We start from the raw sequence: 26,153 nt of genomic DNA, 5'->3' as shown, positions 1-26,153 counted from the left end.
TATGGCGTTGCCCATCCGGGTCCGGCCCTGTCCGGCGTCACCAAGGAGTAGCGAGTTTGTCCCAGGCCACGTCGATTCCGGGCCTTGCCCCTGCGCCGACCAAGCACGCCAAGCTGGTCCAGTGGGTCCAAGACATTGCGACCCTGACGCAGCCCGACCGGGTTCACTGGTGCGACGGATCGGACGCCGAGTGGGAGGCCCTGACCGCTGAGCTGGTCAAGAGCGGCACCCTGAAGCCGCTCAATCCGGAAAAGCGCCCCAACTCGTTCCTCGCCGCCTCCGATCCGCGCGATGTGGCCCGAGTAGAAAGCCGCACCTTCATCTGCTCCCAGGACCCGGCTGACGCGGGTCCGACCAACAACTGGCTCGAACCCGGCGAAATGCGCGCCGACCTGCAGGACCTGTTCAAGGGCTGCATGAAGGGCCGCACCATGTACGTGGTGCCCTTCAGCATGGGCCCGCTGGGCTCCAAGATCAGCCAGCTGGGCGTCGAGATCACCGACAGCGCCTATGTCGCCATCTCGATGCGGGTGATGACCCGCATGGGCAAGGGCGCCCTGGACGAGATCGGCGAAGACGGCTTCTTCGTCCCCTGCGTCCACTCGGTCGGCATGCCCCTGGCCACGGGCCAGCAGGACGTTCCGTGGCCGTGCAACGAGATCAAGTACATCGTCCACTTCCCTGAGACCCGCGAGATCTGGTCTTACGGCTCGGGCTACGGCGGCAACGCCCTGCTGGGTAAGAAGTGCTTCGCCCTCCGTATCGCCTCGGTCATGGCCCGCGACGAGGGCTGGTTCGCCGAGCACATGCTGATCCTGAAGCTGACCTCGCCGGAAGGCGCCGTCCGCTACGTGGCCGCGGCCTTCCCGAGCGCCTGCGGCAAGACCAACATGGCCATGCTCCAGCCCACCCTGCCGGGCTGGAAGGCCGAGACCATCGGCGACGACATCTGCTGGATGCGCTTCGGCGACGATGGCCAGCTCTACGCCATCAATCCGGAAGCCGGATTCTTCGGCGTGGCGCCCGGCACTGGCATCGAGACCAACAAGAACGCGGTCGACGCCCTGCACGGCAACAGCGTCTTCACCAATGTGGCCCTGACCCCGGACGGCGACGTGTGGTGGGAGGGCCTGACCAAGGACCCGCCGCCGAACCTCACCGACTGGAAGGGCCGTCCCTGGACGCCGGATAGCGACGAGCCCGCCGCCCACCCGAACGCGCGCTTCACTGTGCCGGCCGCCCAATGCCCGGTCATCGCGCCGGAATGGGAAGACCCCAAGGGCGTGCCGATCTCCGCCATCCTGTTCGGCGGCCGCCGCGCCAGCGCGGTGCCGCTGGTCACCGAGGCCTTCGACTGGGCCCACGGCGTGTTCCTGGCCTCCAACGTGGCCTCGGAAGGCACCGCCGCGGCTGAGAACAAGATCGGCGAGCTGCGCCGCGACCCGTTCGCCATGCTGCCCTTCTGCGGCTACAACATGGGCGACTATTTCGGCCACTGGCTGAAGATGGGCGAGACCGCCGACGCCTCGAAGCTGCCGCGCATCTATTTCGTCAACTGGTTCCGCAAGGACGAGAACGGCAAGTTCGTCTGGCCGGGCTATGGCGAGAACAGCCGCGTGCTGAAGTGGATCTTCGAGCGCCTGGACGGCAAGGCCGAGGCCAAGGACACCCCGATTGGCCGCCTCCCCACGGACGCCGCCCTCGACGTCTCGGGCCTGACCCTCACGCCGGCCCAGTTGGACTTCCTGCTGACCGTCGACCCGACGGTCTGGAAGGAAGAGGCTTCGTTGATCCCGGCGGCCTATGAGAAGTTCGGCGACCATCTGCCCAAGGCCCTCTGGGCCCAGTACGAGGCCCTGGTCAGCCGCCTCGACAAGGCGGCGAAGCCCGCGATGGCGCCGGCCGAGTAGCGGTCTGCGGCCAAAATAGTCTAGTCACAGGACGTGCGCGGTTCCTCGCGCGCGTCCTGCGAGCCCGCGATGTTGTTGAACCCCTTCACCCAGACACCCGCCAAGGTCGCCGTAATCGGCCTGGGCTATGTCGGCCTGCCGCTCGCCGTGGCTCTGGCCGAGGTCTACGACGTGGTGGGCTTCGATATCAGCGAGGCGCGCATCGCCGAGCTCCAGGCCGGCCATGACCGCACCCTGGAGGTCGACGAAGCCGAGCTGAAGGTCGCCCAGCGCCTCACCCTGTCGCGCGACGAAGCCGACCTGAAGGCCTGCAACGTCTTCATCGTCACGGTGCCGACCCCCATCGACGCCCACAATCGTCCCGACCTCGGCGCGCTGCTCAGCGCCAGCCGCACGGTGGGCCGCGCGATCAGTCCCGGCGCCGTGGTGGTCTATGAATCCACCGTCTATCCGGGCGCCACCGAAGAGGATTGCGTGCCGGTGGTGGAGCAGGTCTCGGGCCTCGCCTTCAACCGCGACTTCTACGCCGGCTACAGCCCCGAGCGGGCCAATCCCGGCGACCGAGCGCACCGGCTCTCCAGCATCATCAAGGTGACCGCGGGCTCGACGCCGGAGGCGGCGGCCTTTGTCGACGCCCTCTATGGCGCGGTCGTGAAGGCCGGCACCCACCTGGCCAGCTCCATCCGGGTGGCCGAGGCCGCCAAGGTGATCGAGAACACCCAGCGCGACCTGAACATCGCCCTGATCAACGAATTCTCGATGATTTTCAATCGCCTGGGTGTGGATACTCAGGAGGTCCTGGCCGCCGCCGGCACCAAGTGGAACTTCCTGAAGTTCCAGCCCGGCCTGGTGGGCGGCCACTGTATCGGGGTCGATCCCTACTACCTGACCTTCAAGGCCGAGGCGGTGGGGCATCATCCGCAGGTGATCCTGGCGGGCCGCCGGATCAATGACGGCATGGGCGCCTATGTGGCCGAGGCCATGATCAAGGCCCTGATCCGCCGCGACGTGAAGGTCCGCGGCGCCCGCGTCCTGGTCATGGGGCTGACCTTCAAGGAAAACTGCCCCGACCTGCGCAACACCCGGGTGATCGACATTGTCCGCGAACTGGCGGGCTATGAGATCGCCGTGGATGTCCATGACCCCTGGGTCGATCTCGACGAAGCCGAGGCGGAGTATGGGGTCAGGCCCATCGCTCACCCGGACAAGGGCGCCTATGACGGGGTCATCGTCGCCGTCGCGCACGGCGCCTTTCACGCCATGGGCCTGGACGCCATCAAGGCCTTAGGCAAACCTGGCGTTGTGGTGCAGGATCTGAAGGCGATGTTCCCGAAGGACGAGACCGACTTCCGACTCTGACGCGTATGGATGGGGCAGGGGACATCGACACCGGGTTCAGCCCGCAGGCCATCGCCGCCCTGCAGGCGCATCCACGGTTGACGGAGGCTTGCAATCACCTGGCCCGGGCGAGCCTCGCCCACCATGCCGCCATGGACTCGGTCGGTCGGCTCTTGCTGGACGACCTGGGGCGGAGTTCGCTCTATCTGGCCGCGATCGTCCTGGACAAGAGCCCCGATGGGCTCACCGCCACCAATCTGATCGCGGCGACCCAAGCCAACCGGACCAGCAGCACGGGCCGCGTGACCGAGTTCCTGCGCTTGGCCCAGGACGCCGGTGACCTGGTGGTGCCCAGCGGCGCCGAGCGGTGGACCCGGCGCCGTCTGATCTTAAAGCCGCGCTTTCTTGAGCGCATGCGCCGCAACATGTCGATCCAGATCGAAGGCGCGCGGATCATTGATCCCGCCCTGCCGCCACCGTCAGTTCTGGCGGATGACGCGGCGCTGGCGCAGTTCTGCTTCTGGCTGGGCGCCTTGAGCACCATGCACCGGGACATGGTCGCCGGCCCCTGGACGCCCATCGAGATCTTCCTGTCACGCAAATCCGGCGGCCGCATCCTCGCCCGCCTGATCGCCGACCAGGCTCCTGGGCGCGCGCGGCTGATGGAGGCGGTCACCATCTCCCGGTCCGGGCTCGCCCGGGAATTCGGGGTCAGCCGGGCGCACATCAACAAGATGCTGGCGGACGCCCAGGCCGCCGGCGCCCTGACCTTGTCCGGATCCGACAACGTGGTCTTCACGGAGGCCTTCTCGGACAACGCCACGCAGACATTCGCCCTGGTCATCCAGTTCATGCGCGCCTCCCTGAGGGCCGCCTTTCCCGGGCGCGCCCACGCGGCCCTGTAGATTTTTGGCGAGCTTGGGGCGGGCGACCTTCGGGGCTAGCTAGCTGTAGGCTCGCGACAACGCTGGGCCGCAAAACATCAGGAGAGACATATGAAGATCACCTCCGTGCTCGCGGCGGCCGCCATTCTGTGCGCCGTATCTCCCGTCGCCGCCCAGGCCGCTGACAGCCCCCAGGCGTTATGCCCCAACGGCCAGCTGGTCATCATCCGGACCAGCCAGATCAAGCCCGAGGGCTCCAAGGCCGGCTTCGACAAGGCGGTGGCCGACAACCAGGCCTGGTACGTCGCCCACGGTCAGACCAAGAACAAGCAGGTCGGGGGCAGGGTGCTGACCCGCGACAAGGCGACCGGCTGGTCGGTCTCGCCCGACATGGTGGCCACCGTGCACGTCAATCCGCCCGGTCCGGAAGCTGGGCCCGCCGACGCTGCCTGGAACGCGTTCGTGGCCGAGTACCAGGCCAACACCAACATGGTCAGCCAGACCATGATCTGCCTGGACAAGCCGCTCCAGTAGACGGGGCATGACGATCCGGTCTCAGACCCACCTGTTCCTGTTCATGCCGGCGCCGATATGTCGCCGCCCAGGTCGCCAGCATGCTGTTCCTGATGCTGGCCGTCTGGATGTCGAAGCCCGCGCCGGTGAGTGGCGCGGTCCAGCAGCCTCAGGCGGTCTGATCGCCGCCTGAGGCCTCGCTGGGATCAGACCTCGGCCGAACCGCCGTCGCAGGGCACCACCGCGCCGGTGGTGTAGGCGCTGGCGCGGCTGGCCAGGAAGATCGCAACGCCGGCGATGTCTTCGGGCGTGCCGATCCGGCCGCGGGGATTGGACTTGGCGATCGCGTCGCCGGCTCGGGCCAGGGTCGCGGCCATCATGTGGCTCTGGAAGGGGCCGGGCGCGATGGCGTTGACCAGGATGTCGTCGGCCGCCAGCCGCTTGGCCATGTGCCGCGTCAGCATGATGCAGCCGGCCTTCGAGGTCGAATAGGCGTAGGTCTCAAGCGCCGGCGGCTCGATGCCGTTGACCGAGGCGATGTTGATCACCCGCGACGGATGCTCATGGGTAGCGGCCGCGCGCAGTTGCGGCAGCAGCTTCTGGGTCAGGAAGAAGATCGACTTGGTGTTCAGGTCCATCGTCTTGTCCCAGCCGTCTTCCGGGTACTCGTCGATGGGCGCGCCCCAGGTGGCGCCGGCGTTGTTGACCAGGATGTCGAGCTTGGATTCCCGCTCGGCCACCGCCTTGGCCAGGCCCTCGATGCCGTCCATGTTCGACAGGTCGAAGGGCAGGGAGATGCAGGTCCCGTACTGCGACAGCTCCTCGGCCAGGCCGTCGCAGACCGAGGCCTTGCGCGACGAGATATAGACCTTGGCGCCGTTCTCGACATAACCGCGGGCGATCATCTCGCCGATGCCGCGGCTGCCCCCGGTGACCACCGCCACCTTGCCTTCGATGTTGAACAGGTTCTTCAAAATATCGTCTCCTGAAATGGCGCGAGGTCCCGGCCTGCGCGCGGCCACACCCTAGCTGCCCCTGCGTCACGACGCAGCGGAAATTCGAGAGTTCGGTACGGAAGGCGTCAATCGGCGGGGTCGAACCCGCCGGACAGGAAGGCCTCGGCGATGGCGCAGTGCATGGCCACGCCGCGCGCCATCACCCGTTCGTCCAGCACCATGCGGTTGGAGTGCAGGGCGCAGCAGGACCGCCAGTCGCCGCCTTCCGGGGTTGCGCCCAGGAAGGCCATGGCCCCTGGAACCTTCTGCAGGACATAGGCGAAGTCCTCCGCGCCCATGGCCGGCGAAGGCATGGTGCGCCAAGCGCCTTCGCCGAACAGGGCCTCGGCGGTGCGCTCGAACAGGGCGGTGGCCTCCGAGGCGCAATGGGTCACCGGGAAGCCGGGGATCACCTCGACCTCAGCCTCGGCGGTGTGAGCCTGGGCGATGTGCGGGGCCAGCCGCTTCAGCCCCTCATGCGCCAGCTCGCGAGATCGCTCCGAGAACGAGCGGATGGTGCCTTCGATCACCGCCACCTCGGGAATGACGTTGTTGGTGGTGCCCGCCTGGATGCGGCCCACCGTGATCACCACCGGATCGAAGGCCGGGATACGGCGGGTGACCATCGATTGGATCGCGGTGACGATCTCGCAGGCGACAGGAATCGGGTCGATGGCGTCCTGCGGTTGGGAGGCGTGGCCGCCCCGGCCCTTCACGGTGATTTCGAAACGGTCGGCGGCGGCCAGTAGCGGCCCGGCGCGGCCGGCGAAGACGCCGGTCGGGATGTTCGGCGAGATGTGCAGGGCGAAGGCGGCGTCGGGCAGGGGATTGATCAGGCCGTCGTCCAGCATCCAGCGGGCGCCGTGGTAGCCTTCCTCGCCCGGCTGAAACATGAACATCACCGTGCCGGCCAGCTGGTCGCGCTTGGCGCACAGCGCCCGGGCGGCCCCGGCCAGCATGGCGACATGGGTGTCATGGCCGCAGGCGTGCATGGCGCCGGGCGTGCGGGACGAGAAGTCGAGGCCGGTGTCCTCGTCCAGCGGCAGGGCGTCCATATCGCCGCGCAGCAGCACCGTGCGGCCATTGGCCGGGCCGCGGAGCACGGCTACGAATCCCGTGGTGGACGGCCCTTCATAGATCTCCAGCGGCAGGCCTTCGAGCGCGGCCTTGGCCTTGGCGGTGGTCTTGGGCAGGTGCAGGCCCAGCTCCGGCTCCTCGTGGATCGAGCGGCGCAGGGTGATCATCTCCTGAAGGAGGTCATCTCCGGCTTCGACCCAGAATCGCGAGGGGGTGAAGGTGTTCATGCCGGGGCTCCAAGGACGTGCGCTTTGCCACACCATAGGCGGTGGACGGCCGCGAACAAGCCGTGCCCTGAGACACGCAAGAGGGTTTGCATGAAGCTCCTCCCTCGTGCCATTTCACACCCATCTGAACCGCTGCGGCGCGCCCTTGGCCAGCCCAGGATCACCCGCTGAACGCGCCGGCTTCGCCGGCCATGAGAGCCCGATGTCCGCCAAAGACCTTTCCGCCTTTCTCGCCAACGCCCAGACGGCCTCCGGCCCGGCGCCCGTCGCCCTGCAGGGGCTGATCGCCCAGGTCGCTGAGGTCTGCGCGTCCATCGCCACCCTGGTGGCCGGCGGCGCGCTCAGCGGGGCGCTCGGCTCGCGCGGCACCGAGAATGTGCAGGGCGAGGTCCAGAAGGAGCTGGACGTCATTTCCAACGACCTGCTGCTCAACGGCCTTCACGGCTCGCCGAACCTGTCGGGCATGGCGTCTGAAGAGATGGACGACATCCATCCGACGGCGGAGCAGGGCCCCTACCTGCTGCTGTTCGATCCGCTCGACGGGTCCAGCAACATCGACGTCAATGTCTCTATCGGCACCATCTTCTCGGTGCTGCCGGCCAAGGGCGGTGCGCCCAAGACCGAGCACTTCCTGCAGCCGGGCTCGGCCCAGGTGGCGGCCGGCTATGTGGTCTATGGCCCGCAAACGACCCTGGTCCTGACCCTGGGCGCCGGCGTCTTCGTCTTCACCCTGGATCCGGCCAGCAAGGCCTGGCTCCAGGTCGCCGAAAATGTGCGCATTGCGGCGGACACCAAGGAGTTCGCCATCAACATGTCGAACATGCGCCACTGGGCCCAGCCGGTCCGCGCCTATATCGACGACTGCCTGGCTGGCAAGGAAGGCCCGCGGGGCAAGGATTTCAATATGCGCTGGGTCGCCTCCATGGTGGCTGACGTCCATCGCATCGTAAGCCGCGGCGGCGTCTTCATGTACCCTTGGGACAAGCGCGAGCCGGGTAAGCCGGGCAAGCTGCGGCTGATGTACGAGGGCAATCCCATGAGCTTCGTCGTCGAGCAGGCCGGCGGCCGCTCCATCGCCGGCGATGCCGGCCGGATGCTGGATGTCCAGCCCACCCAGCTGCATCAGCGCGTGGCCGTCATCCTCGGCTCGGCCAACGAGGTGACGGCGATCGAGGGCTACGCCTGATCGATCAGCGCGCCTTGTAGTAGTCGAGATACCAGTCGACGAACTTGCCGACACCGACCTCGACAGGTGTGGTGGGGGCGTAGTCCAGGGCCGCGCGCGTGGCCTCGACATCGGCTTCGGTGCGGGCGACGTCGCCGGGCTGCATGGGCATGAGGTTCAGCTTGGCCTTTCGGCCGAGCTTCTCTTCCAGAACCTCGATGTAGCGCATCAGCTCGACACGCTGGCTGTTGCCGAGGTTCAGCACCCGCCAGGGGGCGACACCGCTGGTGGCGGGGTCAGGAGCTTGCGGGTTCCAGGCGGGATTGACGGCCGCCGGGCGGTCGAGGGCGGCCATGACGCCCAGGACGATATCCTCCACGAAGGTGAAGTCCCGCTGCATCTTGCCCTGACCATACACGTCGATGGCCTGGTCCTTCAGAATTGCGTCGGTGAACTTGAACAGCGCCATGTCCGGGCGGCCCCAGGGGCCGTAGACGGTAAAGAAGCGCAGGCCCGTGCAGGGAAAGCCGAACAGGTGGGCATAGGAATGCGCCATCGCCTCATTGGCCAGCTTGGTGGCGGCGTAGAGGGTGATGGGGTGGTTGGCCCCGTCATGGACGGAAAACGGCAGCTTGCCATTGGCGCCGTAGACCGAGCTGGTTGAGGCGTAGACCAGATGGGCCGGTTGAACGGCGCGGCAGCCTTCCAGGATGTTGAGGAAGCCGACGAGGTTGGAGTCCACATAGGTGCGGGGCTGCTCAAGGCTGTAGCGGACCCCGGCCTGGGCGGCCAGGTTGACCACGCCGTCGGGCTTGGTCTCAGCGAACAGGGCGGCGACCGCGGCCTGATCCTCGAGGTTGATCTTGGCATGGCGATAGCCGTCGCGGGCCTCGAGCCTGGCCAGCCGGTCGGCCTTCAGCTTCGGGTCGTAGTAGGCGTTGAGGTTGTCCAGCCCGATCACCTCGTCGCCGCGGTCGAGCAGCTTGTGCGACAGGTGCGAGCCGATGAAGCCGGCCGAGCCGGTGACGAGAATGCGAGCCATGGCGTCTTATGCCCGGCTGAGCGCCGGGATCAACCGCCAGCGACCACGCGCAGGCTTGGAGCCGGACCGGGCCGCTCGCCGCGGATCTGGGCGACCAGCTCGAACAGGGCCCGGCGCACGTCCTCGATGTCGCCGGTTTCCGCCAAACGCTGCAGGTCGCGCAGGTGGTTCGCGGTGACCCGCAGGGCGGAGGAGGACACGACCTCCATCACCTTGGGCGCGCAGGGAATGGACCGCTCGGTCTCGTCCAGCAGGGCCTCGGTGAGCTTTTCGCCCGGGCGCAGGCCGGTGATTTCGATCTCGATGTCCTTGCCCAAGGTGCGCCCGGACAGGGCGATCATCTGGCGCGCCAGGTCCATGATCCGAACGGGTTCACCCATCTCCAGCAGGAACAGGCGGGCGTTGTTGGAGTCTACGTCCTCGGCGCAGGCCGCCGTGGCGTGCAGCACGAGCTGCGCCGCCTCGGGGATGGTCATGAAGAACCGGCTCATCTCTTCGTGGGTGACGGTGACCGGGCCGCCGCGTTCGATCTGCGACCGGAAGATCGGCACCACCGAGCCGGCCGAGCCCAGCACATTGCCGAACCGCACGGCGGAGAAGCGGGCGCCCTGGCCGAATTGCTGGGCCTGGATCACAGCCTCGGCCAGGCGCTTGGTGGCGCCCATGACGTTGGACGGATCCACCGCCTTGTCGGTGGAGATCAGCACCATCTGGGCGGCGCCGCAGGCCCGGGCGGCCTCGGCCACGTTCCAGGTCCCGACGACGTTGGTCAGGATCCCCTCGCACGGGTGACGCTCGACCATCGACACGTGTTTGAGCGCCGCGGCGTGGAACACCAGGTCCGGCTTTTCCGCCAGGAAGCATCCTCGGACGCGGTCGGCGTTGCGGACGTCCACCAGGGCGGCGTGGCGCGACTGGTTCGGATAGACCTCGCCCATCTCCCGGTCGATTTCGAACAGGGAGGTCTCGGAGAAGTCCAGCAGGGTGATGTGGGCCGCCTGGAAGGCCGCCACCTGGCGGCAGAGCTCCGCGCCGATGGAGCCCCCGGCGCCGGTGATCAACACGCGACGGCCGCGGATCAAGGCGCCGACGGCGGCGCGGTCGAGTTCGATGGGCTCGCGGGCCAGCAGTTCCTCGACGCTGATTTCGCGCATCGGCAGCAGGGACACGCCGTCGTGCTGCGACAGTTCAACGATAGAGGGCAGGCGCAGCAGGCGGATGCCGTCGTTCTTCAAACGGCCGAGCAGGTCGGCGGTCAGGCCCTTCAGGCGGCCCGGCTCGTCGAGGAACAGGATGGCGCGCGGATAGCGGTTCCAGCGGCGCAGGTCGGCCAGGGCGGCGTCCAGGTTCTGGATGCACTCGATCACGCAGACGCTGCGGACCTGCTGGCCGATGTCGCGGCTGTCCGGGCTGACGATGCCCACCGGGGTCCAGGCATGGTCGTGGCGGCGGGCCACGTCGCGCAGATAGGTGTCGGCCAGGGCGGTCGGCCCGATCAGCAGCAGGGACGGGGCCTGGGCGGCGCGGTCCCGCACCGGCTTCATCGGCGCGAAGCTGTCCAAGGCGTGCTCATGCAGGGCGCGGCGGGCGATGCGCGCGCCCATGGAGCCGACCATCTGCAGGATCGGCGCTAGCGCGAGGACCGAGCGGGCCAGGCCGCTGGCGCGGTCGATGACGAAGACGGCCAGCAGGAAGACGCCGGCGGTCAGCATGGCGGTGCGCGCCAGCACCAGGGTGTCCGGCACCGAGACATAGCGCCAGGGCGACAGCTCGCGCCGGAACATGGTCGAGAACACGGCCGCAAGCGTGGCGTAGATCGCGGTCAGCTGAGCGAGGTTCAGCCCCGACAGCCCGCTGGAATCCAGACCAAGCGCACGGGTGGCGGACAGGAGGTAGGCGATGAGAAACGCGCCGGCGGCGATCAGCGTATCCGCAATGACCGTCTGCGCACGGTTGGTCATCTGCTCCATAGATACGCGCTCCGATGTGCACGGACCCAACGCGCCGCAACGGCGCGAGGCGTCCAATGAAACCCCGTGTCCTTGAGCGGACGCGGTTTGCTTCCTTCCCGACCCTGGGGGCGCCGGAACGCATGAAGCCGGTGGACCCTAGTCCAGGCGGCGCGTCCTGAAAACAGAAAAGCCGCCTCCCAAGGCGGAAGGCGGCTTTCCGAAAGACGAATAACTAAAAGATCTTAGTAGGTCGCCTTCAGGGCGAGCGCGACGCGACCGTCATAGATCTTGCCGAAGCCATGTTCGTCGGTGTCGAAGTAGCGCAGGTCCAGACCGATGTGGTCGGTCAGCGCATAGCCGACGCCCAGGTTCCAGGTGTTGTAGTCGCCGTTGTAGTCGACATCCTGGTGGCCGATGGCGCCCGACAGGGTCCACTTGTCGTCGACCGGCACGGAGCCGTTCAGTTCGACATAGGTGGCCACGCCGGTCTCACCGAAGAACTCCGGCGAGTAGTAGACGGCGCCGCCGATGGAGCCCTTGCCGACCGGAACCGAGCCGGCGACCTTGATTTCGTAGAAGTCCTGATCCGGACCCGACGGGGAGTTGGTGTAGCCGTAGCGCAGGACGCCCAGGTCCATGGCCACCGGGCCGACCTGCGGCTTGTAGCCGACGTACAGGTCGTACTCCATGTTGGTGCCGTTATTGAAGTCGACGTTCGACAGCCAGGTACCAGCGTAGAACGAGCCGGCGGTCAGGTCGGCGCCGCCGAACACCTGGGCTTGGCCGTCCGTCTGGCTCACGCCGCGGAACACGTAGTCGGTGGAAGCGCCGAGGTTGAACGACACCGAGGGCGCGTCGGCGGCGAGGGCGGCGCCGCCCATGGCGACCGTGGCGGTCGCGGCGAGCAGAGCAATCTTGAGAGCATTCATCGTTTTATCCCCTTGTCTCGACCGGGCAGGCTCCGCCCGATCTGTAAAAGCATCGTCATTTGACCCAGAGTCGGGCAACGCATGGACGCTGCGCGCCCGGCGACAGGCCTAGGCTGGCACTATTTTGAGCGCCTCATGCTGTGGGCGCCCAAAATTCGCGCAACTGACCTCGGGTGAACCTGAGCCGTACGCCCTTCGCAAATGTGTCGTGCGGCCTAAACGCGACGTTAAATTTAACGCATGCCCAGCGGCGCGTAGCCGAGGTGTGTCCCGGCGTCCACAATCAGGGTCTCGCCCGTGACATGGCGCGAGGCCGGGGAGGCCAGGAACACGGCCGAGGCGGCGATATCCTCGGCGGTGGAGGCGGCCTTGAGCGGGGTGGAGGCGATGGTGGCCTCGCGCATACGGTCGATGCGCTCCTGGGGCATGCCCTTGCCGAACCACGGGGTGTCGATGAAGCCCGGGCAGATGGCGTTGACCCGGATCCGCGGCGCGAGCCCGCGGGCGAGGGAGATGGTCATGGTGGTCAAGGCGCCCTTCGAGGCCGCATAGGGGACCGAGGAGCCCACGCCCATGACGCCGGCGATGGAAGAGGTGTTGACCACCGCGCCCGGACGCGGGCCGGCCTCCAGCAGGGCGCGGGCGGCGCGGATCATCTGGAAGGCGCCGACGACATTGACGGCATAGAGGTTCTGGAAATCCTCGGCGGAGACCGCGTCCAGGTCGCCATGGTTCGGGGCGAACTTGGTGACGCCGGCGTTGTTGAACAGGGCGTCGATCCGTCCGAACGGCTCGGCCGCGGCGGCGATCTTGCGGCAGTCGTCGTCATTGGCCACGTCGCCCTGCACCAGGACCGCCTTGGCGCCCTTGGCCTCGACGAGGGCGGCGGTCTCCTGGGCCTCTTCGGCGCTGCGCGCGTAGTTGATGATCACGGCCGCGGCGCCCTGGTCCGCCACCTCGACGGCGATGGCCCGGCCAAGCCCGGTGGAGGCGCCGGTCACCAGCACCACAAAATCCTCGAACTGCCCCTTGGCCATGGTCTCGTCTCCCTGATCTGTTCTTACCTATCGCACTAAGCCTTTCGGCGACGCGCCGAAAGCCCTGTCGCGGGGCGCGGTTGCCGCTCCTGGGCGCGGGCGGTAAACGGCGGCATGCAAGACACCCATCTCACCCAGCTCGGCCGCGAGGTTCGCGGCTTCGACAGCCCCGAGGTCGCCGTCCTCGAACGGGTTCCGAACCCGCAGAAGGATGTGCTGTACCTGGCCCGGTTCACGGCTCCGGAGTTCACCTCCTTGTGCCCGGTCACCGGCCAGCCGGACTTCGCGCATCTGGTGATCGACTATGCGCCGGGCGACTGGCTGATCGAATCCAAGTCGCTGAAGCTCTATCTGGGCGCCTTTCGCAACCACGGGGCCTTCCACGAGGACTGCACCGTGGCGATCGGCCGGCGCATCGTCGAGACCGCCCAGCCGCGCTGGCTGAGGATCGGCGGCTACTGGTATCCGCGCGGCGGCATCCCCATCGACGTGTTCTGGCAGACGGGCGCTGTTCCGGAAGGCCTGTGGGTTCCCGATCAGGGCGTCCCCACCTATCGCGGCCGCGGCTGAGCCGCTTAGGCGGTAGGGTTGGGCAGGCGGATCAGGTCGGCCAGGGTCTGGCGGCTTAGATCGTCATAGAAGGCTTGGGTCGCGCGGTTGAGCAGGCCTGAGAGCGTGCAGCGCCTCGCCAGGATGCAGGACGAGCAGTCCACAGGGCAGTCATCGCCCTCCAGCTTACGCACCACCTCACCCAGATTGATGGCCTCCGGGCTGGCGGACAAGGACAGTCCGCCGCCGCGTCCGCGTGCGGTTGAAAGATAGCCCAGCTGGCCCAGGCGGTGCGCCACCTTGACCAGATGATGTTCCGAGATGCTGTGCGCCGCGGCGATCTCGGGCACCGAGCATCGCCGGCCGGGGGTCTCGGCGACATAGATCAGGACGCGCAGGGCGTAATCGGTCAGCCGGCGAAGCTTCATCGCCGCCACCCTCAAGGCCCGACCGGTCTTGGGACATGATCTGGATCAAGGTGCGGCCGGGACCCCGTCGATAAAGCTGCATATGCGTTACAGCTTTAGAACCCGAGCCCGTGGCCCGGGGGGCTGACGCAGGAGTTCAGGACGATGTCCGCCGCTGCTTACGACGCCGCCAACCCCCAAGCCCAAGGTCCCGCCACCGCGCTCGGCGTGCACTTCCCCGCGACCAACGGCTCTGACCGTTTCGCCCTTGGCGTCACCAAGTTCCTGCGCCTGTTCGCCGACACCTTCTTCGCCAAGCGCTACGGCCACCGCGCGGTGGTGCTGGAGACCGTCGCGGCGGTGCCGGGCATGGTCGGGGCGACCTTGAACCACCTGAAGTGCCTGCGCCGGATGGAGGATGACCGCGGCTGGATCCGCACCTTGATGGACGAGGCCGAGAACGAGCGGATGCACCTGATGACCTTCATCGAGGTCTGCAAGCCGACCGCCTTCGAACGCTTCATGGTGATCGCCGCCCAGTGGCTGTTCTACGTCTTCTTCTTCGGGCTCTACTTGCTGGCGCCCAAGACCGCGCACCGGCTGGTGGGCTATTTCGAGGAGGAGGCGGTGATCAGCTACACCCACTACCTCGCTGAAATCGACGAGGGCCGGTCCGAGAACGTGCCGGCGCCGCAGATCGCCATCCGCTACTGGAACCTGCCGGCGACCGCGACCCTGCGCGACGTGGTGCTGGTGGTGCGCGCCGACGAGGCCCATCACCGCGACGTCAATCACGGCTTCGCCAACGCTCTGGCCGGCCTGCCGCAAGGCCCCATCGCCGCCTGCCCGACCCATGTGGAGCTGGTCCCGAACTGGAAGGCGGCGGCCTGAGGGCGGCGTGATGACCACACCCGTATCTGATCGACGCCAGCGCCTGGCGCCAGGCGCGAGCGTCGGGGTCACCGAAGCCATGTGCCGCCAGGTGGTGGACGCCTTCTACGCCCGGGTCCGCGCGGACCCTGAACTTGGCCCGATCTTCAATGGCGCCATCGGGGATCACTGGGACGCTCACCTGGCCAAGCTCGCGGACTTCTGGTCCTCGGTCCTGCTGATGACCGGACGGTTCAAGGGCACGCCCATGACGGTTCACGTCGCCCTGCCGCGGGCCGAACCCGAACATTTCCAGATCTGGCTCGGCCTGTTCCGGCAGACGGTGACGGAGATCTGCCCGCCGCCCGCGGCGGCTCTGTTCGTCGAGAAGGCGGAGATGATCGCCCGGAGCCTGCAGTTCGGCATAGCCGCCAGCCGCGGCGAACTGCCGGGCGGGCGACGCGCCGGCTAGGTCCGTGGCCAAGCTTGTGGTGGCCGTGGGGGGGGGGGGGGAAGAGACCTGCGCCCGAGAGTCGCGCCTGCGGAGGTGTCGACTAGCCGACCTCTATGAAATGGGCTAAGGTCTCAAGGCCCAACTCTCCTCGGGCGTGTCACTATTAGGCCGGGCGGCGGCGACGCTGTCCGGCCTTCGTGTGTCTGGCGCCGCTCAAGGCGTCCAGTCGGAGACTAGCGGGGCCAGGGCAGGGCGCTCCCGCTCCAACGGGGCCTCGCGCGCCGTTCCCAGGAAAATGTAGCCGGCGACCCGCTCCTGCGGCGACAGGCCGAGCAGGGCGCAGGCCTCCGGATCATAGGCGTACCAGTCGGTGATCCAGTTGGCGCCATAGCCCAGGGCCTGGGCCGCGTAGAGCAGGGTGGTGCACACCGCGCCGGCTGACAGCAGCTGTTCCCACTCAGGAATCTCGCCCGCCACCGGGCTCGCCACCACGGCTACACCCAGGGGAGGGCTCTTCAGCTTGCCCAGCTTGGCCGCCGCGCGGGTGTCGCCGCGGGCTTGGGCCAGGGCCTCCAGCCGCGCCGCAAGGGCGGCCTTGGGGCCGCTTTCCAGCACCACGAAACGCCAGGGGGCCAGCTTGCCGTGGTCCGGAACCCGGGCGGCGAGCGCCAACAGCGCCTCAAGGGTCGCCCGGTCGGGCGCCGGCTCAACGAGGGTCAGGGCCGAGGCCGAGCGGCGCCGGGCGAGAAAGGCCAGAACCTCCGGCCACGCCGCGATCTCCAACGGCTCACCAAAGGCGGGCGCAGGCGGCAGGTTGGGAATCATGGCGGCGTCTCGCTATCAGGACTGGTGCGCTGTTCTCTTGGGGCCCGGCCGCGGCTTCCGCAAGGCGAAGGGATTTGCAGATGTCGACAAAACCGGCCTGGCTCACCCGGCATGGCCAGCCCTGGACGCGGGGGGAGCCTCGCGCGATCTACGACAATCCCTGGATCTCGGTGACCGAGTTCGACGCCGTGGCGCCGACCGGGCGGCCCGCCCTCTATGGGCTTGTGGGCTTCAAGAACCGGGCGATGGCGATCCTGCCGCTGCATGAGGATGGAACCACGGTGCTGGTGGGCCAGAACCGGCTGCCCTTCGGCGACTACAGCTGGGAGATCCCGGAAGGCGGCTGCCCGCTGGACGAGGACCTGCTGGTCGGCGCCCAGCGCGAACTGCTGGAGGAAACCGGGCTGGCCGCCGCCGACTGGCAGGAGATCCTGCGGGTCCAGCTGTCCAATTCCGTCACCGACGAACTGGCCATCGGCTATCTCGCCACCGGGCTCAGCCAGGTAGAGGAGGCGCCGGAGGGCGATGGGACCGAGGACATCGCCCGTGTCCGGGTTCCGTTTCGCGAGGCGCTGGACGCCGCCATGGCCGGTTGGATTTCTGACATGCTGACGGTGGCGATGCTGCTCAAGGCCTACCATATGGCCAGGGAAGGCGGTTTGCCGCGCAACCTGGCCAAGGCCATGCTAGGGTAGGAGGGATTGTGATGGGACGGGAGGAGCTCGTGAGCCAGCGCCTGGAAGTCATCGACCCGAGCACGCCGCCGCCGGTTTGGGCGGCTCTGCGCAATGAGGCCGAGCGCGCCGCCAAGACCGAGCCCGGTCTCGGCTCCCTGTTGAACGCTGTCGTCCTGGCGCACGAGCATCTGGGCGCGGCCCTGTCCTATCAGCTGGCGCGCAAGCTGGGCGACCAGGAGCTGCGGGCCATGAGCCTGCGCGAGATCGCTGAACAGGCCTATCGCGCCAATCCGAACCTGGTCGCTATCGCCGAGGCCGACCTGAAGGCGGTGTTTGAGCGCGACCCCGCCTGCAAGGGCTATGTCCAGCCCTTCCTGTTCTTCAAGGGCTTCCTGGCCCTCCAGGCCCAGCGCGTGGCCCACTGGCTGTGGGGCGAGGGCCGCGAGACCATGGCCTTCTATCTGCAGAGCCGAGTCTCTGAAGTCTTCCAGGTGGATATCCACCCGGCCACCCGCATCGGCTCGGGCGTTTTCATCGACCACGGCACCGGCATCGTCATCGGCGAGACCGCGGTGATCGGCGATGACTGCTCCCTGCTGCAGGGCGTGACCCTGGGCGGCACGGGCGCGGAGCGCGGCGACCGCCACCCCAAGATCGGCAAGGGCGTCCTGCTGGGCGCCGGCGCCAAGGTGCTCGGCAATATCCATATCGGCGACAACGCCAAGGTGGCCTCGGGCTCGGTGGTGCTGAAGCCGGTGCCCGCCGGCTGCACCGCCGCGGGCGTGCCGGCGCGCATCGTCAACTGCCCCACCTGCGACGAGCCGGCCCGCAGCATGGACCACACCCTGTCGGAAGCCGACTTCGACTACGTGATCTGAGGTCTGCGCTAACGCCGCTCAGGCGGCGTCGAGCGGCGACAGGGCCACGTCGACCATGATCTCGCCGGAGATCGCTTCCAGCTCAGCCTGAACCGCCGCCGAGCTCATGCCCGCGGGCAGGCGCAGGCGCGCGTCGATGTGGAACAGCTGGGCGCCCGAGTGGGGCTCAGGGGTCAGGAACGACTTGAAGGTCTCGATATTGACGCCCAGGCGCGCCAAGGTCGCCGTGACCTGGTGGACGATGCCCGGCCGGTCCTGACCCACCAGATTGAAGCCCACCGCGTCCCCCAGGCCTCCGGCCCGCTGGGACGCCGGCGCGATCCGCACGTCCAGACCCTCGGCGTCGACGGCGCGGACAGCTTCCAGCAAGGCCTCGACCTTGGCCTCGTCGATCTCGACCAGGGTCGAGCCGACATAGAGACCGGCCAGCTGGCTCAGGTGACTTTCAAGCCAGTTGCCGCCCGCGGAGAGCACCGCGCTGGACAGCGCCTGGGTGAGGCCGGGGCGATCACTGCCCATGACCGTGAGAACGAGATTTGCCATGGGCTAGCCTGTTTCCCAGGCCAGGCCTGACGTCAATTGAGATTTGCGCTTCGGCGGTCGCCCCGAAGAAAAACCCCCGGCGCGGACGCCGGGGGTGTTCCTCGCTCTCCAGGCCAAGGCCTCGGCTAGAATTTGTAGCCGAACTCCACGCCGTAGGTGCGCGGCGGCTGATAGATCCGCAGCTCGCCCAGGGCGCCCAGGCCGAAGGTGTTGTTGATCACATCCTCGTCGGTCAGGTTCTTGCCCCACACCGCGATCCGCCAGCCGGCGTCATTGCTGAGGCTGAGGGTGGCGTCATAGAGGGTGTTGGCCGGACGGACCTGGACGTTCGAGGTCCGGTTGATGACCCCGCCGCTGGTGTACATGTCGTCAGTGTAGACGGCGTTGGCGTTGGCGGTGAGCTGGCCGTACGGGGTTTCAGTTTCGTAGGTGACCCCGAAGCTCCCCGACCATTCCGGCGCATAGATCATCGGCAGGTCAGCGTTGTTGGTCGGGTTGTTGATCCCGTCGCTGGTCAGGTCGGTGAAGTTCTTGTCGAACCGCGCGTCCAGGTAGGCCAGGTTCGCATTGACCCGCCAGCCGCCGCCCAGGGCCAAGATGGCCTCAGCCTCGGCGCCGTCGATCTTGGCCTTGCCGGCGTTGGTCACGATGGATTCGTAGACGCCGCTGCTGGTCAGGCCCTGCGCCCCGGTCTGCATGTTCTTGTAGGTGGCCGAGAACACCGCCCCGTTCAGGCGCACGCGCCGCTCCAGCAGGTCGATCTTCAGGCCGGCCTCGATGCTGTCGACGGTCTCTGCGCCGTACGGGCCGGCGGAGGTGTAGGAGGCCGCGCGGCCGTTATAGCCGCCGCTGCGGAAGCCCTTCGACCAGGAGGCGTAGGCCATCAGGTCGTCGCTGAACTTGTAGTTCGCGCCCAGCTTCGGGGAGAAGTTGTCCCAGTCGCTACTGTAGGTCCGCGAGGCCGGGAAGAACAGGGGCCGGTTGCGGAACTCCTTTTCCTCAAAGCTGTAGCGGCCGCCGGCGGTCAGGGTCAGCTTCTCGGTCGCGGCCCAGTCGAACTGGCCGAACAGCGCCCAGCCGGCGTTTTCCTGGCTCGCCACCTGGGCCACCCGCGCGCCGCTGTAGATCAGGCCGCTCTGGGTGTTGGTGATGTCATAGCTCTGATTGAGGTAGTAGGCGCCGACCACATAGGTGACCTTGCCGACCTCGCCGCCCAGCCGCAGTTCCTGGCTGAACTGCTGGTGGGTCTGCTCGCGCAAGGCCAGGAAGAAGTTCACCGCGGTGCCGTCATAGTCGCTCTGCACCGTGTCCTCGAACTCACGGTAGCCGGTGACCGAGGTCAGGGTCCCGAGCGCGGTGTCGTAGTTCATGGTCAGGGCCAGGCCCCAGGTGTTGATCTTGGCCACCACCGGGGTGTTGCCATAGACATTGCGGACGTCCGAGGCCTTGGCGCGCTGGGCGGCGCTGAACACCGGTGAGCCGGTGTCCGGGCTCAGGTTGTAGTAGACCTGGCCGGGCAGGGAGGCGTTGCGGAACGAGGCGCCGGAGCCCTTCTCGTGGTCGAAGTCGGCGACCAGGGTGGCGTCGAACTGGTCATTGGGCTCAAAGCTCAGGGTCGCGCGACCGGACAGCACCTCATTGTCGCCTTCCCGGCGGCCGGTGGTCAGGTTGTGGTTATAGCCCTTGTAGGACTTGTAGAGCCCCGACAGGCGCAGGCCGACCGTCTCGTGCACCGGAAGATCCAGGCCGACCCGGGCTTCCTGGCGTCCATTGTCGCCTAGCGTGCCCTGGACCTGGCCACCGAACGCCTGGCCCGGCGCGGCGCGCTTGGTCTTGACGCTGACCACGCCGCCGATGGTGTTGCGGCCATAGAGGGTGCCTTGCGGCCCGCGCAGGATTTCAACCGAGGCGATGTCGAACATGTCCTGCAAGGCGCCGCTGTTGCGGGCCAGGTAGACGCCGTTCAACTCGACCCCGACCGAGGGCTCGAAGGTGGATTCCACGTCGGCGAAGCCTAGGCCGCGGATGTAGAAGGCCGAGGCGTAGGGGTAGGCGCCCACCGGGGCCAGCACCACATTCGGCGACTTGGCCGACAGGTCGGTCAGGCTGCCGACCGACTGGGCCTGGAGCTGGCTCTCGCCAAAGGCCGAGACCGCGGCCGGCACGTCCTGCAGGTTCTGTTCGCGCTTCTGGGCGGTGACCACCACCTCGCCGACGGTGGTGTCCGTATCCGCAGCGGCCCAGGCCGGTGCGGCGGTGGCTGCAAGGATCAATGCCCCCGCAGACGCAAGCAGTCGATGTTTCGCCGAAAGGCGCATGGCAGTCCCTCCCCGAGTGTGTCCTTCAGCCCTGGGGCTGTTGTCTCAAGGATGGCGGGAGGTTGATCTATGTCAATTTAAATGACGATGTTCGCGGAAAATTATGTCAATTTCCATGACGGTCGTGGCGACGTCGCCGCAGTCATGGCCCATCAGTCCGCGTCGCCTTTGGCGGGCCAGTGGGTCATCGGCGTTCCCCAGTCCTGGGCGAAGGCCTTGATCAGATTATCGACATTTCGCGACCCGATCCGGCGGCGCAGCTCGGCGCTCATCGCCGCCATGGCCAGGTCGGCGTCCCGACCCATGGCGCGGCCCTTCTCGCTGACCACCACCACCTTGGCCCGCTGGTCGTGCTTGTCGTCGCGCAGTTCGAGCATGCCCATGGCGATCATCTGGTTGATCGTGGTGTGCACCGCTTGGCGGCTGATCCCCAGATTGCGGGCGATGTCCGAGGGCTTGTGCACGCCGATCACCACATTGGCCATGATCATCGACTGGGAGCGGGTCACCTCATCCCAGCCGCGCGATTGCAGAAATGTCTGCAGCCCGTCATCGAACCAGAAGAAGGCCTGGAGCAAAGGAACGATAAGGCTTTCAGCGCCTTGCATGCGGGAACGTCCCTGGAATCGGAAAAGCGGCAAATCATAGTTTCGCCCGCGCCGACAATGGCGCCAAGATTGGTGTCCGTAGGGGTAATTTTATCAGTTTAGTTGACGAAAATGGGCGAGGCCGTAATTTGCCGCCCACAGCTGATCGCCCGGCTGCCGGCCATGAGGACACGATGCGCACCACCGGAATCAATCATATCGCCCTGGTCTGTCGGGACATGCAGGAGACGGTGAAGTTCTACACCGAGGTGCTCGACATGCCCCTCATCAAGACCATCGCCCTGCCGGACGGCGGCCAGCACTTCTTCTTTGACGCCGGCGGCGCCGCCGTCGCCTTCTTCTGGTGGCCGGAGACCCCGGCCGCGGCGCCGGGCATCGCGTCGGTGCGCAAGTTCCCGCAGGACTCCAAGAGCGCGGTCGGCTCGATGAACCACCTGGCCTTCGATGTGCCGGAGGGTGAGCTTTCGGCCTGCCTGAAGCGCCTGGAGGCGGCGGGGGTCGACCATATGCCTATCGTGGTCAATCATGACGATAGCGCCTCCGGCGTCGCCGCCGAGATGCACAACGGCGTCTTCGTCCGCTCGGTCTATTTCACCGACCCCAACGGCATCATGCTGGAGTTCGCCGCCAACACCCGCGAGCTGGGTCCGGCGGACGTCAAGCACGCGCCGATGGGCGCGACGGTGGAGGTCTGAACCATGCCGCGCCTTCGCCAGATCCCCCGCGCCGAGGTCGACCAGGGCACCGGCCTGCGGATGTACAACCTGCTGTTCGGCGACCGTGATCCGGTGGCCGAGCCGGGCACCGCCACGGGCACGCCGGGGAACTGGTGGACGGTGTTCGCGGGCTCCCCCGACGCCCTGCACCACGCCGTCCAGGGCTTCGCTTACTACCGCGATCCCAAGCGCAAGTTGGACCCGGTGCTGCGCGAACTCGGCCAGACCCGGGTCAGCTGGACCATGGAGACCCAGTTCGGCTACTCGCAGCACTGCAAGTCCCTGCGCGGCCTGGGCGTGTCCGAAGAGCGGATCGCCGCCATTCCCCACTGGCAGGTGGCCGACTGCTACACCGAGAACGAGCGGGCGGTGCTGGCCTATGCCGACTGCCTGAGCAGCCAGCATGGCCGCACGCCCCAGCCGGTGATGGACAAGCTCAAGACCTTCCTCAGCGACGAGGAGATCCTGGAGCTGACCTACATCACCACCCTCTATGTGATGCACGCGATCATGAACCGGGCGCTCGGCCTGGAGTTTGACGACATCGAGGACCGCATCGTCGAGATCGCGGCGCCCGACAACGGCGCGGTGGGGCGCGACTTCCTCGACACGGGCCGCTGACGAGCGGGGCCGTTCAGACCCTGCGGGCCTGGCCCTCCCACCAGGGCGCCCGCAGGTCGGTCTTCAGCACCTTGCCGGCCGCGCTGCGGGGCAAGGGCGTCTCCAGGATCTGAAGGCTGCGCGGGGTCTTGTAGCCGGCGATCTCCGCCCGGCAGTGGACGGACAGGTCCTCCAGTGTCAGGGTCTGGCCGGCCGCCAGCACCACGACCGCATGCACCCGCTCACCCCATTTCTCATCGGGCACCCCGATGATCGCGCACTCGGCGACGGAGGGATGGCGTGAGACCACGTTCTCGACCTCGATCGAATAGACGTTCTCGCCGCCGCTCACGATCATGTCCTTGAAGCGGTCGGTGATATAGACGAACCCCGTCTCATCCATGAAGCCGGCGTCCCCAGACCACATCCAGCCGCCCTTCAGGGCCGCCTGCGTCTCCTCCGGGCGGTTCCAGTAGCCCAGCATCATGTTGTCGCCTCGGCCTATGATCTCGCCCAGGGTGCGGCGGGGAACCTCGACGCCGTTCGGATCGACGACCTTGATCTCGTAGCCATAGGCCGGCTGGCCCACCGACTTCATCTTCTCTGGGTCTGCCCCAGGGCGATGGTGCTCGGCCTCCAGGAAGGTATGGGCGCCCATCTCGGTCATCCCGAAGCCCTGGACGAAATCGAGGTCGGGGAAGCGGGCGCGGGCGGCGTCATAGGTCCCAAGCGGCATGGGCGCGCCGCCATAGCCCAGGACCTTCAGCGCACGGGCGATCTCGCCGCGGGGATGGCGCGCCAGCCGGTCGATCACCGCCGGCACCGTGAAGATGTGGGTCACGCCCCAGCGCTCGATCATGTCCAGCATGACCTCTTCGTCCAGCCGGCGGACGAAGACGTGGGTCCCGCCCACCATGGTGGCCATGAAGGTGCCGATGTCGGCCAGGTGGAACATGGGCGCGGAGTGCAGGTTGACGATGCTGTGGTCGACCTTCAGCGACATGGTCAGGTTGACCGCCATGGCCGCCAGCGCCCGGTGCGGCAGCATCACCCCCTTGGGCAGGCCGGTGGTGCCGCCGGTGTAGAAGATCCCCGCCAGGTCTTCTGGCTTGCGCTCGATCTCGGGCGCGGGCTCGCCCTCGGTGGCCAGGGCCTCAAGCGCCAGATCGGCGCTGGCGTCCGGCGTGTCCATGGCGATCCAAGCGCGAATCTGGGGCAGGGCGGGCTTCAGGCCAGCGATCACCCCGGCGAACTCCTCGCCGTACAGCATGACGCAGGCCCCAGCGTCGGCCAACTGGAACTGGGTCTCGGCCGGCGCGAGGCGAGTGTTCAAGGGCACGATCACCGCGCCGCTCCACAGGATGGCGAAATAGGCCTCGAAATAGGCGTCGCAGTTGTTGGCCAGCACTGCGACCCGGTCGCCCGGCTGGACGCCCAGTCCGCGCAGGCCGGCGGACATGCGGCCAACCCGCTCATGCACCTGGCGCCAGGTCCGCACCCGGTCGCCATCAATGGTCGCCACCGCGTCCGGGCGGACCAGCACGGCGCGGCCAAGGGTCTGGGTGAGGCGCATGGTTCAACTCCCTAAGACCAACGGTCCCGGCGTCATCGCCGTGGTTCGCGGTTCATTGTTGTCAATTAAATTGATGTTTAGAGGCGATTGCAACGGGCGCCTTCGCGGGTCCAGGCGCGCGGCCTGGGCGCCGCGTCCCCAGCTTTTCGTGCGCGGCGCCGTTCCTCGGTTTCCGAAAGCGATGTAGGGTCCGCGCCTGTTGAATCGCCGAGGAGCGCGACCGTGGACGAAAAGACCATCCGCAAGATCGAAGGCCACCTGCGGGGCACCTTCGCCAACGCGCGGATCACCCTTGTCCCGCGTCCCAAGCAAAAGGACTCCGCTGAGGTCTATATCAGCGAAGAGTTCATCGGCGTCGTCTTCGAGGACGAGGACGAAGACGGCTCCTTCATGTTCGAGATGGCCATCCTCGCCGAGGATCTGCCCTGATCCGGGCCGGCCGGGACCAAGTTGCGGCTTGGTCCTGACCGGCTTTAGGCGCTAGAGCGGTTCCCAAGCTCTTGGGGAGGAGCTGCTCTGGGGAGGGGCTCGCATGGCGTCGGCGAAGGATATCGCCAACCGGATTCCGATCACCGGGGCCCTGATGCTGGCCACGTTGATGAACACGTTGGACTCCACCATCGCCAACGTGGCCCTGCCGCATATCCAAGGCAGCGTGTCGGCCGCCGCCGACCAGATCACCTGGGTGCTGACCTCCTACATCATCGCCTCGGCGATCATGACGCCCCTGTCGGGCTGGCTGTCGATGAAGATCGGCCGCAAGAAGCTGTTCCTGATCTCCATCGGCGGCTTCACCCTGACCTCGGTCCTGTGCGGCATCGCGACCAGCCTGCCGGAGATCGTGCTGTTCCGCCTGCTGCAGGGGATCGCCGGGGCCTCGCTCATGCCCCTGTCCCAGGCCGTGATGCTGGACCTCTATCCGCCGCAGATGGTGCCCCGGGTGATGAGCCTGTGGAGTTCGGCGGTGATCCTGGGGCCGATCCTTGGCCCCTCGCTGGGCGGGTGGCTGACCGAGAGCCTGTCCTGGCGCTGGGTGTTCTACATCAACCTGCCCATCGGCATCCTGGCCTATCTGGGCATCCAGACCTTCATGGACGACGACGGAGGGGGCAAGGAGAGACCCTTCGACTTTGTGGGCTTCGGGGGGCTGGCGCTGTTCATCGGCGCCTTCCAGCTGATGATTGACCGGGGACCCAGTCAGGACTGGTTCGAGTCCGTCGAGATCTGGACCGAGGCCGCCTTCGCCGCGGCGGGCTTGTGGGTGTTCGTCACTCAGACCATCACCGCCGAGCATCCCTTCTTCCACCGGGACCTGGCCAAGGACGGCAACTTCCTGGGCACCACCATGTTCGGCTTCTTCGTCGGCATGCTGCTGTTCTCGACCAGCGCCCTCATCCCGTCCTTCATGCAGAACCTGCTCGGCTACTCGGCCCTGCAGAGCGGGGTCGCCAGCATGAGCCGCGGGGTGGGCTCCCTCATCGCCTTCCTGGCCATCCCCTTCCTGGTGCGAAAGGCGGGGCCTAAGCGGGTGCTGGTCGCCGGCGTGGCCATATCGGTTATGGCGCTCGCGATGATGGCCAGGTTCGACCTGACCATGACCGACACGCCGATCATCATCGCCGGCTTCTATCAGGGGATCGGCACCGGCCTGCTGTTCGCGCCTTTGAACACCCTGGCCTATGCGACCCTCTCGCCGATCCACCGGGTGGAAGGCACCATCGTGGCCACCATGATGCGCAGCCTGGGCTCGAGCCTGGGGATCTCGCTGATGCAGGCGGCCCTGATCAACCGGGCCGGGGTGGCGCACGCCAACATCGCCGCGCGGGTCGACGCCTCAGATCCGGTGGTGCAGGGCCTGCCGGCCCTGGCCAATCCTTCGACCCCTGCGGGCATGGCGATGCTGAACGCCGAGGCGACGCGGCAGGGCACGATGGCGGCCTATGACGCCGTCTTCGCCTGGATGGCCCTGGGCACCACCCTGCTGATCCTGCTGATCCTATTCCTGAAGCCCGCGCCGCCCTTGCCACCTATGGCCTCGCCCCAGGCGGCGGCGTCTCATGATTAAG

The 26,153-nt window shown here is 67.3% G+C and carries 26 protein-coding genes; 14 read left to right on the top strand and 12 right to left on the bottom strand.

Annotation, left to right across the window (positions count from 1 at the left end; translation table 11 throughout):
- Positions 1 to 56: 56 nt before the first annotated feature.
- From ACFQ27_RS10305 to ACFQ27_RS10290, 4 genes are all read left to right on the top strand, one after another.
- The gene (locus ACFQ27_RS10305; RefSeq protein WP_377353520.1) at positions 57 to 1,910 is read left to right on the top strand and encodes a phosphoenolpyruvate carboxykinase (GTP); all 1,854 of its coding nucleotides are present in this window, start codon (positions 57 to 59) and stop codon (positions 1,908 to 1,910) included.
- Positions 1,911 to 1,979: 69 nt separating this feature from the next.
- Entirely contained in the window at positions 1,980 to 3,269 is a 1,290-nt protein-coding gene (locus ACFQ27_RS10300) for a nucleotide sugar dehydrogenase (protein ID WP_374347949.1), read from the top strand.
- A 5-nt stretch (positions 3,270 to 3,274) separates the two neighbouring features.
- Positions 3,275 to 4,153 carry a hypothetical protein gene (locus ACFQ27_RS10295; protein WP_377353519.1) on the top strand — a complete coding sequence of 293 codons (879 nt, stop codon included), beginning with the start codon at positions 3,275 to 3,277 and terminating at the stop codon, positions 4,151 to 4,153.
- 90 nt (positions 4,154 to 4,243) lie between these two features.
- Positions 4,244 to 4,666 (top strand): hypothetical protein, encoded by a 423-nt coding sequence (locus ACFQ27_RS10290; RefSeq protein ID WP_374347954.1) that lies wholly within the window; start codon positions 4,244 to 4,246, stop codon positions 4,664 to 4,666.
- A 185-nt stretch (positions 4,667 to 4,851) separates the two neighbouring features.
- Here the strand turns inward: ACFQ27_RS10290 and ACFQ27_RS10285 are convergent, their stop codons facing one another.
- Together ACFQ27_RS10285 and ACFQ27_RS10280 are read right to left on the bottom strand one after the other, a co-directional pair.
- Positions 4,852 to 5,619, bottom strand: a complete 768-nt coding sequence (locus ACFQ27_RS10285) for an SDR family oxidoreductase (protein WP_377353518.1) — start codon at positions 5,617 to 5,619, stop codon at positions 4,852 to 4,854.
- Positions 5,620 to 5,726: 107 nt separating this feature from the next.
- A complete protein-coding gene (locus tag ACFQ27_RS10280) occupies positions 5,727 to 6,944 on the bottom strand; it encodes a M20 metallopeptidase family protein (protein ID WP_377353517.1) in 1,218 nt (405 codons plus the stop codon).
- 202 nt (positions 6,945 to 7,146) lie between these two features.
- On the opposite strand from ACFQ27_RS10280, the gene ACFQ27_RS10275 reads away from it, so the two are divergent.
- Positions 7,147 to 8,130, top strand: a complete 984-nt coding sequence (locus ACFQ27_RS10275; protein WP_377353516.1) for a class 1 fructose-bisphosphatase — start codon at positions 7,147 to 7,149, stop codon at positions 8,128 to 8,130.
- A 4-nt stretch (positions 8,131 to 8,134) separates the two neighbouring features.
- Here ACFQ27_RS10275 and ACFQ27_RS10270 read toward each other — a convergent pair whose 3' ends face one another.
- The 4 genes from ACFQ27_RS10270 to ACFQ27_RS10255 form a co-directional block, all read right to left on the bottom strand.
- Positions 8,135 to 9,151: an NAD-dependent epimerase gene (locus ACFQ27_RS10270; RefSeq protein WP_377353515.1), complete on the bottom strand. Its 1,017-nt coding sequence runs from the start codon at positions 9,149 to 9,151 to the stop codon at positions 8,135 to 8,137.
- A gap of 29 nt (positions 9,152 to 9,180) precedes the next feature.
- Entirely contained in the window at positions 9,181 to 11,112 is a 1,932-nt protein-coding gene (locus ACFQ27_RS10265; protein ID WP_374347963.1) for a polysaccharide biosynthesis protein, read from the bottom strand.
- A 233-nt stretch (positions 11,113 to 11,345) separates the two neighbouring features.
- A complete protein-coding gene (locus ACFQ27_RS10260) occupies positions 11,346 to 12,032 on the bottom strand; it encodes a TorF family putative porin (protein ID WP_374347966.1) in 687 nt (228 codons plus the stop codon).
- A gap of 233 nt (positions 12,033 to 12,265) precedes the next feature.
- Positions 12,266 to 13,069, bottom strand: coding sequence for an SDR family NAD(P)-dependent oxidoreductase (locus ACFQ27_RS10255; RefSeq protein WP_374347968.1), 804 nt, complete (start codon positions 13,067 to 13,069; stop codon positions 12,266 to 12,268).
- A 114-nt stretch (positions 13,070 to 13,183) separates the two neighbouring features.
- Here ACFQ27_RS10255 and queF point away from each other — a divergent pair, with 114 nt between their 5' ends.
- On the top strand, positions 13,184 to 13,639 hold the full coding sequence (gene queF, locus ACFQ27_RS10250; protein WP_377353514.1) for a preQ(1) synthase: 456 nt from the start codon (positions 13,184 to 13,186) through the stop codon (positions 13,637 to 13,639).
- A 5-nt stretch (positions 13,640 to 13,644) separates the two neighbouring features.
- Here the strand turns inward: queF and ACFQ27_RS10245 are convergent, their stop codons facing one another.
- On the bottom strand, positions 13,645 to 14,046 hold the full coding sequence (locus ACFQ27_RS10245; protein WP_377353513.1) for an RrF2 family transcriptional regulator: 402 nt from the start codon (positions 14,044 to 14,046) through the stop codon (positions 13,645 to 13,647).
- A 144-nt stretch (positions 14,047 to 14,190) separates the two neighbouring features.
- On the opposite strand from ACFQ27_RS10245, the gene ACFQ27_RS10240 reads away from it, so the two are divergent.
- The gene (locus ACFQ27_RS10240) at positions 14,191 to 14,916 is read left to right on the top strand and encodes an alternative oxidase (protein ID WP_377353512.1); all 726 of its coding nucleotides are present in this window, start codon (positions 14,191 to 14,193) and stop codon (positions 14,914 to 14,916) included.
- A 10-nt stretch (positions 14,917 to 14,926) separates the two neighbouring features.
- Positions 14,927 to 15,367: a group III truncated hemoglobin gene (locus tag ACFQ27_RS10235; RefSeq protein ID WP_374347977.1), complete on the top strand. Its 441-nt coding sequence runs from the start codon at positions 14,927 to 14,929 to the stop codon at positions 15,365 to 15,367.
- Between the two features lie 195 nt (positions 15,368 to 15,562).
- Here ACFQ27_RS10235 and ACFQ27_RS10230 read toward each other — a convergent pair whose 3' ends face one another.
- Entirely contained in the window at positions 15,563 to 16,174 is a 612-nt protein-coding gene (locus ACFQ27_RS10230; protein ID WP_377353511.1) for a nitroreductase family protein, read from the bottom strand.
- An 80-nt stretch (positions 16,175 to 16,254) separates the two neighbouring features.
- On the opposite strand from ACFQ27_RS10230, the gene ACFQ27_RS10225 reads away from it, so the two are divergent.
- Positions 16,255 to 16,869 carry an NUDIX domain-containing protein gene (locus ACFQ27_RS10225; protein WP_377353510.1) on the top strand — a complete coding sequence of 205 codons (615 nt, stop codon included), beginning with the start codon at positions 16,255 to 16,257 and terminating at the stop codon, positions 16,867 to 16,869.
- Between the two features lie 29 nt (positions 16,870 to 16,898).
- Positions 16,899 to 17,729 carry a serine O-acetyltransferase gene (gene cysE / locus ACFQ27_RS10220; protein ID WP_374347985.1) on the top strand — a complete coding sequence of 277 codons (831 nt, stop codon included), beginning with the start codon at positions 16,899 to 16,901 and terminating at the stop codon, positions 17,727 to 17,729.
- A gap of 18 nt (positions 17,730 to 17,747) precedes the next feature.
- Here cysE and ACFQ27_RS10215 read toward each other — a convergent pair whose 3' ends face one another.
- From ACFQ27_RS10215 to ACFQ27_RS10205, 3 genes are all read right to left on the bottom strand, one after another.
- The gene (locus tag ACFQ27_RS10215; protein ID WP_377353509.1) at positions 17,748 to 18,272 is read right to left on the bottom strand and encodes a glycine cleavage system protein R; all 525 of its coding nucleotides are present in this window, start codon (positions 18,270 to 18,272) and stop codon (positions 17,748 to 17,750) included.
- A gap of 125 nt (positions 18,273 to 18,397) precedes the next feature.
- Entirely contained in the window at positions 18,398 to 20,545 is a 2,148-nt protein-coding gene (locus ACFQ27_RS10210; protein ID WP_377353508.1) for a TonB-dependent receptor, read from the bottom strand.
- Positions 20,546 to 20,742: 197 nt separating this feature from the next.
- The gene (locus tag ACFQ27_RS10205) at positions 20,743 to 21,198 is read right to left on the bottom strand and encodes a MarR family winged helix-turn-helix transcriptional regulator (RefSeq protein WP_374347993.1); all 456 of its coding nucleotides are present in this window, start codon (positions 21,196 to 21,198) and stop codon (positions 20,743 to 20,745) included.
- A 173-nt stretch (positions 21,199 to 21,371) separates the two neighbouring features.
- Here ACFQ27_RS10205 and ACFQ27_RS10200 point away from each other — a divergent pair, with 173 nt between their 5' ends.
- Both ACFQ27_RS10200 and ACFQ27_RS10195 read left to right on the top strand, forming a co-directional pair.
- A complete protein-coding gene (locus ACFQ27_RS10200; RefSeq protein ID WP_374347994.1) occupies positions 21,372 to 21,893 on the top strand; it encodes a VOC family protein in 522 nt (173 codons plus the stop codon).
- A gap of 3 nt (positions 21,894 to 21,896) precedes the next feature.
- Positions 21,897 to 22,535, top strand: a complete 639-nt coding sequence (locus tag ACFQ27_RS10195; protein ID WP_377353507.1) for a carboxymuconolactone decarboxylase family protein — start codon at positions 21,897 to 21,899, stop codon at positions 22,533 to 22,535.
- 13 nt (positions 22,536 to 22,548) lie between these two features.
- Here the strand turns inward: ACFQ27_RS10195 and ACFQ27_RS10190 are convergent, their stop codons facing one another.
- Positions 22,549 to 24,087: a long-chain-fatty-acid--CoA ligase gene (locus ACFQ27_RS10190; RefSeq protein ID WP_377353506.1), complete on the bottom strand. Its 1,539-nt coding sequence runs from the start codon at positions 24,085 to 24,087 to the stop codon at positions 22,549 to 22,551.
- A 222-nt stretch (positions 24,088 to 24,309) separates the two neighbouring features.
- Between ACFQ27_RS10190 and ACFQ27_RS10185 the strand changes: the two genes are divergently transcribed.
- Both ACFQ27_RS10185 and ACFQ27_RS10180 read left to right on the top strand, forming a co-directional pair.
- Positions 24,310 to 24,516 carry a DUF3126 family protein gene (locus tag ACFQ27_RS10185; RefSeq protein ID WP_374348002.1) on the top strand — a complete coding sequence of 69 codons (207 nt, stop codon included), beginning with the start codon at positions 24,310 to 24,312 and terminating at the stop codon, positions 24,514 to 24,516.
- 103 nt (positions 24,517 to 24,619) lie between these two features.
- Positions 24,620 to 26,152 (top strand): DHA2 family efflux MFS transporter permease subunit, encoded by a 1,533-nt coding sequence (locus ACFQ27_RS10180; RefSeq protein ID WP_374348004.1) that lies wholly within the window; start codon positions 24,620 to 24,622, stop codon positions 26,150 to 26,152.
- Position 26,153: the final 1 nt, after the last annotated feature.

It is taken from the genome of Phenylobacterium conjunctum (assembly GCF_042679085.1).
Taxonomy (GTDB): Bacteria; Pseudomonadota; Alphaproteobacteria; order Caulobacterales; family Caulobacteraceae; genus Phenylobacterium; species Phenylobacterium conjunctum.
This window is presented reverse-complemented; position numbering and strand designations above follow the sequence as displayed.

Excerpts from the sequence above, each read along its gene's own strand:
- ACFQ27_RS10225 (WP_377353510.1), top strand. The coding sequence starts at position 16,255 with ATGTCGACAAAACCGGCCTGGCTCACCCGGCATGGCCAGCCCTGGACG.
- ACFQ27_RS10200 (WP_374347994.1), top strand. The coding sequence starts at position 21,372 with ATGCGCACCACCGGAATCAATCATATCGCCCTGGTCTGTCGGGACATG.
- ACFQ27_RS10180 (WP_374348004.1), top strand. The coding sequence starts at position 24,620 with ATGGCGTCGGCGAAGGATATCGCCAACCGGATTCCGATCACCGGGGCC.
- queF (WP_377353514.1), top strand. The coding sequence starts at position 13,184 with ATGCAAGACACCCATCTCACCCAGCTCGGCCGCGAGGTTCGCGGCTTC.
- ACFQ27_RS10295 (WP_377353519.1), top strand. The coding sequence starts at position 3,275 with ATGGATGGGGCAGGGGACATCGACACCGGGTTCAGCCCGCAGGCCATC.
- ACFQ27_RS10190 (WP_377353506.1), bottom strand. The coding sequence starts at position 24,087 with ATGCGCCTCACCCAGACCCTTGGCCGCGCCGTGCTGGTCCGCCCGGAC.
- ACFQ27_RS10240 (WP_377353512.1), top strand. The coding sequence starts at position 14,191 with ATGTCCGCCGCTGCTTACGACGCCGCCAACCCCCAAGCCCAAGGTCCC.
- ACFQ27_RS10235 (WP_374347977.1), top strand. The coding sequence starts at position 14,927 with ATGACCACACCCGTATCTGATCGACGCCAGCGCCTGGCGCCAGGCGCG.
- ACFQ27_RS10265 (WP_374347963.1), bottom strand. The coding sequence starts at position 11,112 with ATGACCAACCGTGCGCAGACGGTCATTGCGGATACGCTGATCGCCGCC.
- ACFQ27_RS10230 (WP_377353511.1), bottom strand. The coding sequence starts at position 16,174 with ATGATTCCCAACCTGCCGCCTGCGCCCGCCTTTGGTGAGCCGTTGGAG.
- ACFQ27_RS10245 (WP_377353513.1), bottom strand. The coding sequence starts at position 14,046 with ATGAAGCTTCGCCGGCTGACCGATTACGCCCTGCGCGTCCTGATCTAT.
- ACFQ27_RS10270 (WP_377353515.1), bottom strand. The coding sequence starts at position 9,151 with ATGGCTCGCATTCTCGTCACCGGCTCGGCCGGCTTCATCGGCTCGCAC.
- ACFQ27_RS10300 (WP_374347949.1), top strand. The coding sequence starts at position 1,980 with ATGTTGTTGAACCCCTTCACCCAGACACCCGCCAAGGTCGCCGTAATC.
- ACFQ27_RS10290 (WP_374347954.1), top strand. The coding sequence starts at position 4,244 with ATGAAGATCACCTCCGTGCTCGCGGCGGCCGCCATTCTGTGCGCCGTA.
- ACFQ27_RS10280 (WP_377353517.1), bottom strand. The coding sequence starts at position 6,944 with ATGAACACCTTCACCCCCTCGCGATTCTGGGTCGAAGCCGGAGATGAC.
- ACFQ27_RS10260 (WP_374347966.1), bottom strand. The coding sequence starts at position 12,032 with ATGAATGCTCTCAAGATTGCTCTGCTCGCCGCGACCGCCACGGTCGCC.
- ACFQ27_RS10255 (WP_374347968.1), bottom strand. The coding sequence starts at position 13,069 with ATGGCCAAGGGGCAGTTCGAGGATTTTGTGGTGCTGGTGACCGGCGCC.
- ACFQ27_RS10205 (WP_374347993.1), bottom strand. The coding sequence starts at position 21,198 with ATGCAAGGCGCTGAAAGCCTTATCGTTCCTTTGCTCCAGGCCTTCTTC.
- ACFQ27_RS10195 (WP_377353507.1), top strand. The coding sequence starts at position 21,897 with ATGCCGCGCCTTCGCCAGATCCCCCGCGCCGAGGTCGACCAGGGCACC.
- ACFQ27_RS10215 (WP_377353509.1), bottom strand. The coding sequence starts at position 18,272 with ATGGCAAATCTCGTTCTCACGGTCATGGGCAGTGATCGCCCCGGCCTC.
- ACFQ27_RS10275 (WP_377353516.1), top strand. The coding sequence starts at position 7,147 with ATGTCCGCCAAAGACCTTTCCGCCTTTCTCGCCAACGCCCAGACGGCC.